The sequence below is a fragment of the Streptococcus sp. SS-4456 genome, from assembly GCF_036680365.1.
Taxonomy (GTDB): Bacteria; Bacillota; Bacilli; order Lactobacillales; family Streptococcaceae; genus Streptococcus.
On the sequence record NZ_JAVIHI010000064.1, the window covers coordinates 1 to 6,472 of the forward strand.

The following is a 6,472-nucleotide window of genomic DNA, read 5'->3' on the forward strand; positions in this document are numbered from 1 at the left end:
GATGGGGTGGTTTCAGCATTAAAACAGCCATTTTTCTCTAAAAACAGTAAAAAAGACAAACACCAAAACGATGTTTGTCTGCAATCTGAACCCAGCCGCCTGGCTGGGTTTTAAACTTGTTCTAAAAAGGCAATCAGGGTCTGAGCTGAACGCTCTCCTGCTTGAATGATAAATTCATCAAAGGTGATATTGGCATCTCCCTGAGCTGTGTCACTCATAGCACGGATAACTAAGAAAGGCTTGCCTGTATTGACAGCTGCTTGAGCGATAGCTGCTCCTTCCATCTCTACAGCAAGAACTTCTGGGAAATGTTCTTTTATGCTAGCTATCTTATCTTGACCTGCAATAAAACTGTCACCGGTCACAATCAGACCCTGATGACTGGTTATTTCCTGCTCTGCCAAAACGCCTGTTAACTGTTTTAAAAGAACTTGGTCAGCTGGATAATACAATTCCTGCCCTGCCATTTGCCCATAGGCATAGCCAAAAGCCGTCACATCGACATCGTGGTAGGCCAAGTGAGTGGCTACCACCACATCTCCGATAGCAATCCCGTCTGCTACTGCCCCTGCTGAGCCCGTATTGACGATTGCATCCACTTCAAAGCGGTCTGCCAAGATGGCCACAGACATGGCTGACATGACCTTGCCAATGCCTGATTGGACGAGAACCACTTCATGCTGACCAATTCGGCCTTGGTAATAAGTCCGTCCCAAGACAGTTACTTCTACTTTTTCCTGGAGATGCTCGACCAAAATCTTCAGTTCCTGGGGCATGGCTGCGATAATTCCAAATTTCATGATTTCTCCTTAAATGAACAAGACAGCAATGATAAAGACAATCAGTAAAAGGATGACCCAAAAGAGAATTTTATTGACTTTTCCCCGAAATTCTTCCCGTTTGATGGTTTCAATTCTCCGACTTTTGACTACCGAGGGTTTGACGGGAATGCGGATGGTCTGTCCTTCCTCGTAGCCTTGGTAGTCTTCATCTAAAATAGGGTCAAAAATCTTTTCATCCATGGATACAGTTTGCTTGGGACTAAAATGTCCAAAGCGTTCATCTGTATCAGCCTCCTGCATTTTTTTCACTCGTTTTAGTATGTCATCCGTTAACAAGGGCTTGCCCACTGTCGTCTCCTACTTTCTCATGAGTTGTAAATATTGAACCGCCATAATAGTCTTGGCATCACAAATATCTCCACTTGCGACCAAGTCCAAGGCTTCTTCTAGGGTTACATAAGACAGTTCAATGACCTCGTCCTCATCCATGGGACGAGGGTTTTCCACTTTAACCAAGTTATCAGCTAAATAGAGGCGAATACGCTCATTACAAAAACCGATAGCTGAGTAAAAATCCGCCAACAAGGTCAATTTGTCACTGGTATAGCCGGTTTCCTCTTCCAATTCACGCAAGGCTGCATCTTCCAGCGTATCCTCTTCGCCTAGTTCCAACTTACCTGCTGGAATTTCATAGATAGCCCGTTCGATAGCCTTTCGGTATTGTTTGACCAAAATCATCTTACCTTCTGGAGTAACTGCTAAAACGCAGACCGCTCCCTTGTGGAAAATCAGTTCACGCTTACCAGTCCCACCATTTGGCAAAGCCACATCGTCAACAACGACATCAAAGATATGACCCTTGAAAATCTCAGTACGGTTGATGGTTTTTTCTTCAAAATTCATAATAGTACCTATTTTTGGCTTGGGTGGAAGGGGAAGCGGGTCGCATAGCCTTCCTTGTTTTCCTGACGACCACGTCCAATCCCGATGGCATCTTTTGGAATGTCTTTGGTAATGGCAGAGCCAGCAGCAAGCAGGGCATTGTCACCGATAGTTACCGGAGCGATGATGGTTGTGTTTGAACCGATAAAGGCATTGTCGCCTACAGTGGTCTTAAATTTATTCTTACCATCGTAGTTGACCGTAATGGTACCTGCACCAACGTTGACATTACTGCCGATTGACGCATTGCCTAAATAAGTCAAGTGACCTGATTTGGTTCCCTCACCAAGTGTAGAAGCCTTAACTTCTACAAAGTTTCCAACATGGACATCTTTTTTCAGAAGACTATCTGGACGGATATGAGCATAAGGCCCCACTGTCACTCCCTCTTCAATAATGGATTCTTCAATGTCTGAGTTGCTGATGACAACATCTGCTGCGATTTTAGAATCACGTACTCGGGTTCCGTTTGTCAAGACAGTTCGCTCACCGATGACCGTTTGACCTTTCAAGACAACGTTGGCTTCGATAACTGCTTCTGCTCCGATTTCTACATCAATGTCGATATAGGTTGCTTCTGGATTGACAAAGGTGACGCCGTTAATCATGTGTTTCTCATTGATCCGCTTGCGCATGACTGCCTCTGCAGTCGCAAGAGCTACACGGTCGTTAACACCCAGGCTTTCATCAAAGTCTTTGAGGACATAGGCCCCAACTTTTTCGCCAGCCTGACGGAAAATGGAAATAACATCCGTCAAATAGTATTCACCTTGGGCATTGTCCGTGTTAATGTCCTTAAGGGCTTCAAACAAACGCTTATTGTCGAAGAGATAGGTTCCTGTGTTGATTTCCTTGACTTGTTGCTCGAAATCGCTGGCATCTTTTTGCTCGACAATCTTCAAGACCTCGCCGTCAGCGTTGCGGATAATCCGACCGTAACCGAATGGATTGTCTGCTTGGGCTGTCAAGATGGTCGCAACGTTTTTGTGACTGATATGGAAGTTAATCAAGTTTTTCAGGCTATCACCTGTAATCAGCGGTGTATCACCTGCAATAACAAGGGTTTGTCCTTCCAGACCTGCCAAAGCTGGCTCTGCCATCATGACCGCATGCCCTGTTCCCAACTGTTCTGACTGGAGGGCAAATTCTGACTGATCTTCTAAAACAGTCTGTACCAATTCTGCCTTGTGACCAACAATGGTCACTGTTTTGGCAGGCTCCATGGCATCCACGGCACGCTTCACATGCTCCAACATGGTAATTCCTGCCACCTTATGTAAGACCTTTGGTAAGTCAGACTTCATGCGAGTTCCCTTACCCGCTGCTAGGATAATTGCATAGTTATTGCTCATAAGTATCTCTCTTTTCATTTGTATATGACCCTATTATAGCAAATTTTAACTTTTTTGGAAAATGGCAGAAGTGTGCCAAGTTTTATGTCAAGCAAAAAGGAGCCTAAGCTCCTTAGATCGTTAAATGAATGCCTCGTAGGCCGTCCTCTCTAGCTTGTTCTGTCAGGGCTTTTAGTTCTTCCCAGACAGGACTTTCTTGGGCTGTAAAACGGAGATTGGTTCCTGGCAAGCTGGCATTGGAAATGGTCTGCACAAAGCCTGACAAACTGGTCTCAAGTGCCAATCCTTCCTTACTAACCACATCTTCCTTAGTCACAAGCAAGGCTGACTGCATTTTCTCCGTCAGTTCTTTGCCGATTGTTTCCTCTTTTCCAGCAAGAATGGGAGAAAGTTGGTCCAACAAATCAATAACACGCTGTTTATCCATAGGATCCTCCTTGGTTTTGTTTTTATATTATTATATTACAAAAACAAGGTGCAAACAAGAAAAAACTTACATTTTAGGGTAAACCAATTCAAATTCTTCGCAGACAACCAGCATGTCTTCTGAGAAGGTCAGACCTGCTTCTGCCAGCCAAATAGTGAAGAGTTCCTCATGGACCTGCCGCCAGTGGACCAGACTTTTCTCTTTTATGACAGACAAATCGCCTTCCTGACGGAACTCGCCCTCCTTATAGGCATGTTCTTCCGTCACTTGGGAAAAGGGCGTCACATAGACCTTGATGGTCTGGATAATGCACACAGCCTGACCTTGTCCGTCCAAAATGATGTCATAGCCGCCAGCTGTTGGGATTTCTTCTCCCTCCACTGCGTAGAGGGCATGGGCAGAGCTGGTCGAGGTTTTTATACCTCTTGCTACTAAATCAGCCAGGCGATCAGCTTCCGCCCCAAAGGCCCAGGCCTCTGGCTCAGGACCTGCTTGGGGATTGATGGCAAGAAATTCTTGCCAAAGTTGTGTAGGGGTCATAGGGGGTCCTTTCTAGAGATTTGCCAATTCTTTGCTTGATCAAGTACAGCCTCAAATCCATAAGGGATTTGATTTAGAAGTGTTTCGGTTATCCCAAACTGAAGTATCTCAACTAAAGCAATTAATTGAACATCTGCAATGTCATGAATATCTCCACAAAGAAATTGCCACATCCCATCTTCCAAGTCGTGACTGATATAGGTTATCGGTTTATTCTCTTCACTTATGTGTTTACAGATTACTACTGCTACATGAGGATTATCATCAAAGATCAACATCACTTTCCTCCCTACTTCAAACTCCAGCCGCCGTCGATGGTGATGATCTGGCCTTGCATGGAGGCGAGTTTGCCGCTGGCCAGCATGAAGGTCAGCTCTGCTATTTCGCTGGGCTGGGTCCAGCGTCCGATAGGTGTCTGGTCTGCCACCCAGTCCGCCAGACCACCAGGCTCAAAGTCCTTCTGGGTCATGCCTGTCTGAACGGCACCTGGGGCGATACCGAAGACCTGAACCTTGTCCTTGGCATAGTCCAGGGCCAGCTGCTTGGTGAAGCCTGCCAAAGCGTGCTTGGAGGCAGTATAGGCGGAACCTCCTCCACCTGCTAGACTGGAGGCAATGGAACACATATTGATAATGATGCCCGACTGTCTGTCCACCATTTGTTGCAGATAGGGGCGAGTTAGTCTGGTCACCGCGAAAAAATTGATCGCGAATACCTGAGCTAATTCATCCTCCTTGATATCCAGATGGGGACGGTAATCGTCTAGAATACCTGCGGTGTTACAGAGGAGGTCGACTGTCTGGCACCATGAATAGACTGGGCTTAAATCGCCTGTCAGGTCCAGCTGTAGAAAGTGGAAATCGCCTGCCAAATCAGGCTTGCTGGCCTGATCAATCCCGTACACACGCCAGCCATTTTCCAAAAATATCTCCGCCTGTGCTAGACCAATGCCGCTGGAAACGCCGGTAATGAGGGCTGTCTTAGTCATGGACTTCTACCCAGTCGGTGGCAAGGACGTCGCAAGGGGTCGGGCTCCACATGGAGAAGCCCTCGCCCTCGCCGGTCACGTTGATGAGGAAATAGGGCGTCGCCTCCAGCTTTTGCCCGTGGACCTCAATGGTGTCAAAGAGCTGGACGTAGTTCTCCGCCCCACCCCAGCCTGTGCGAACGTACTTTTTCTTGGCCTTCAAGCCTGGTAAAATCTCTTCAAATGTCATGGTTTACTCCTTTGTTGTCTATAAACGTTGATTTAATAAGGTTTCTAGTACCTTGGAATGAGTTGATTTTGTAATTTGTTCACCTTTTTGTTCACCCTAAAGGCTATTCATGGCTTTTTCGTAATATGAAACCGCCTCTTTTTCTTTGTCTTTGGATAGGTGACTATATATATCCATGGTCATAGCTAGGGTGGCATGACCTAATCGATATTGTAATTCTTTATAACTAATGCCAGCGTTCAACAGTAAACTAGCGTGAGTATGGCGGAAAGCGTGGAAAGTAAAGCGAGGGCATCCGCACTCTTTCAACCGTCTATCTAGTGCCTCTTGTCTTGTTGCCATATTTTGATATTCCTTTGTAGGAATTGCAAAGACCACAGGCGAAGCAGGCGCACCAACTTCAAGATATAGTTGTCTTTGTCTATTCTTGAATAATCGTAAAAGGTTGGACGTCTTTTGGTCAATACTGATCACCCTGATACCTGCCTTACTCTTTGGAGTACCGACAATTTTCAGGAGCCTACTGTAATTCTTAGTAATGCTGATAGTCCTTTCCTCTAGGTCAATATCTGACCACTCCAAGGCTACCACTTCCCCAAATCGGCAACCAGTGGCCAGTAACAAGCTATACAGAACATAATCAAAGAAATAGCTAAAATTCTTATTGGCTAACTGCTCCATGTAAGCCATAAAGGTTTTTAAGTGTTCGGGTGCTATGAATTTAATTGCCTTATTTTCAGGTTTGGGCACTTTTGGCAGTATCACATCCCTAGCTGGATTGAATGGCAAGAGCTGGAGCGATACGCCATACTGTAAGACACGCCTATTCATCGAGTGAACCACAGCGTAATGAACATAGTGGCCAGATAATTCATTGATAAACCGTTGAATATAGTGAACTGTCAGCTTTTCGGGTTTTACGGCTCCAAAGGTTGGCATAAGATGATTATGCAGCATTCTCTTTGTTGCTATGTAGGTTTGAGGCTTTACAGTCAGCTTATAACTTTCTAACCACAGTTCAGCCAATTCCTGATAGGTTTTTATCTCCACTTCTTTCTTGACCGTTGACCCGTTTCGAATAAACTCCATAGGCGCTTGCTTTGCTTTCTGTTTGACTTCTGTTTTCTACCATTTGTCAAGTCTATCAAGGTATTTGATGAAAAATATGTTGAGTTCAATAGTCAAAATAAGGAAATTGTTTTCTTTTGGACT

At 45.2% G+C, this 6,472-nt stretch carries 9 protein-coding genes and 1 pseudogene; all 10 read right to left on the reverse strand.

What is annotated here, in order from left to right:
* Positions 1 to 110 precede the first annotated feature (110 nt).
* On the reverse strand, positions 111 to 800 hold the full coding sequence (locus tag RFK25_RS11115) for a 5'-methylthioadenosine/adenosylhomocysteine nucleosidase (RefSeq protein WP_332413490.1): 690 nt from the start codon (positions 798 to 800) through the stop codon (positions 111 to 113).
* Between the two features lie 9 nt (positions 801 to 809).
* Positions 810 to 1,130, reverse strand: a complete 321-nt coding sequence (macP, locus tag RFK25_RS11120) for a cell wall synthase accessory phosphoprotein MacP (RefSeq protein WP_332413491.1) — start codon at positions 1,128 to 1,130, stop codon at positions 810 to 812.
* A 9-nt stretch (positions 1,131 to 1,139) separates the two neighbouring features.
* Positions 1,140 to 1,685, reverse strand: coding sequence for an NUDIX hydrolase (locus tag RFK25_RS11125; RefSeq protein ID WP_105117470.1), 546 nt, complete (start codon positions 1,683 to 1,685; stop codon positions 1,140 to 1,142).
* A gap of 8 nt (positions 1,686 to 1,693) precedes the next feature.
* Complete coding sequence (gene glmU / locus RFK25_RS11130; protein WP_332413494.1) at positions 1,694 to 3,076, reverse strand: bifunctional UDP-N-acetylglucosamine diphosphorylase/glucosamine-1-phosphate N-acetyltransferase GlmU; 1,383 nt, start codon at positions 3,074 to 3,076, stop codon at positions 1,694 to 1,696.
* Positions 3,077 to 3,188: 112 nt separating this feature from the next.
* On the reverse strand, positions 3,189 to 3,503 hold the full coding sequence (locus RFK25_RS11135) for a hypothetical protein (protein ID WP_332413496.1): 315 nt from the start codon (positions 3,501 to 3,503) through the stop codon (positions 3,189 to 3,191).
* 66 nt (positions 3,504 to 3,569) lie between these two features.
* Entirely contained in the window at positions 3,570 to 4,043 is a 474-nt protein-coding gene (locus RFK25_RS11140; RefSeq protein WP_332413497.1) for an ASCH domain-containing protein, read from the reverse strand.
* Positions 4,040 to 4,321 carry a hypothetical protein gene (locus tag RFK25_RS11145; RefSeq protein WP_332413498.1) on the reverse strand — a complete coding sequence of 94 codons (282 nt, stop codon included), beginning with the start codon at positions 4,319 to 4,321 and terminating at the stop codon, positions 4,040 to 4,042. Before RFK25_RS11145 ends, RFK25_RS11140 begins: the two co-directional genes overlap by 4 nt.
* 11 nt (positions 4,322 to 4,332) lie before the next feature.
* Entirely contained in the window at positions 4,333 to 5,031 is a 699-nt protein-coding gene (locus RFK25_RS11150; RefSeq protein ID WP_332413500.1) for a 3-oxoacyl-ACP reductase, read from the reverse strand.
* Complete coding sequence (locus RFK25_RS11155; protein WP_004194840.1) at positions 5,024 to 5,260, reverse strand: DUF2829 domain-containing protein; 237 nt, start codon at positions 5,258 to 5,260, stop codon at positions 5,024 to 5,026. Before RFK25_RS11155 ends, RFK25_RS11150 begins: the two co-directional genes overlap by 8 nt.
* A gap of 96 nt (positions 5,261 to 5,356) precedes the next feature.
* Positions 5,357 to 6,385: pseudogene (locus RFK25_RS11160) on the reverse strand (tyrosine-type recombinase/integrase); the annotation flags it as partial.
* Positions 6,386 to 6,472 lie beyond the last annotated feature (87 nt).

Bases quoted from the DNA above. Each gene is read 5' to 3' on its own strand.
- RFK25_RS11150 (WP_332413500.1), bottom strand. From the start codon at position 5,031: ATGACTAAGACAGCCCTCATTACCGGCGTTTCCAGCGGCATTGGTCTA.
- RFK25_RS11125 (WP_105117470.1), bottom strand. From the start codon at position 1,685: ATGAATTTTGAAGAAAAAACCATCAACCGTACTGAGATTTTCAAGGGT.
- RFK25_RS11115 (WP_332413490.1), bottom strand. From the start codon at position 800: ATGAAATTTGGAATTATCGCAGCCATGCCCCAGGAACTGAAGATTTTG.
- RFK25_RS11155 (WP_004194840.1), bottom strand. From the start codon at position 5,260: ATGACATTTGAAGAGATTTTACCAGGCTTGAAGGCCAAGAAAAAGTAC.
- RFK25_RS11145 (WP_332413498.1), bottom strand. From the start codon at position 4,321: ATGTTGATCTTTGATGATAATCCTCATGTAGCAGTAGTAATCTGTAAA.
- glmU (WP_332413494.1), bottom strand. From the start codon at position 3,076: ATGAGCAATAACTATGCAATTATCCTAGCAGCGGGTAAGGGAACTCGC.
- RFK25_RS11135 (WP_332413496.1), bottom strand. From the start codon at position 3,503: ATGGATAAACAGCGTGTTATTGATTTGTTGGACCAACTTTCTCCCATT.
- RFK25_RS11140 (WP_332413497.1), bottom strand. From the start codon at position 4,043: ATGACCCCTACACAACTTTGGCAAGAATTTCTTGCCATCAATCCCCAA.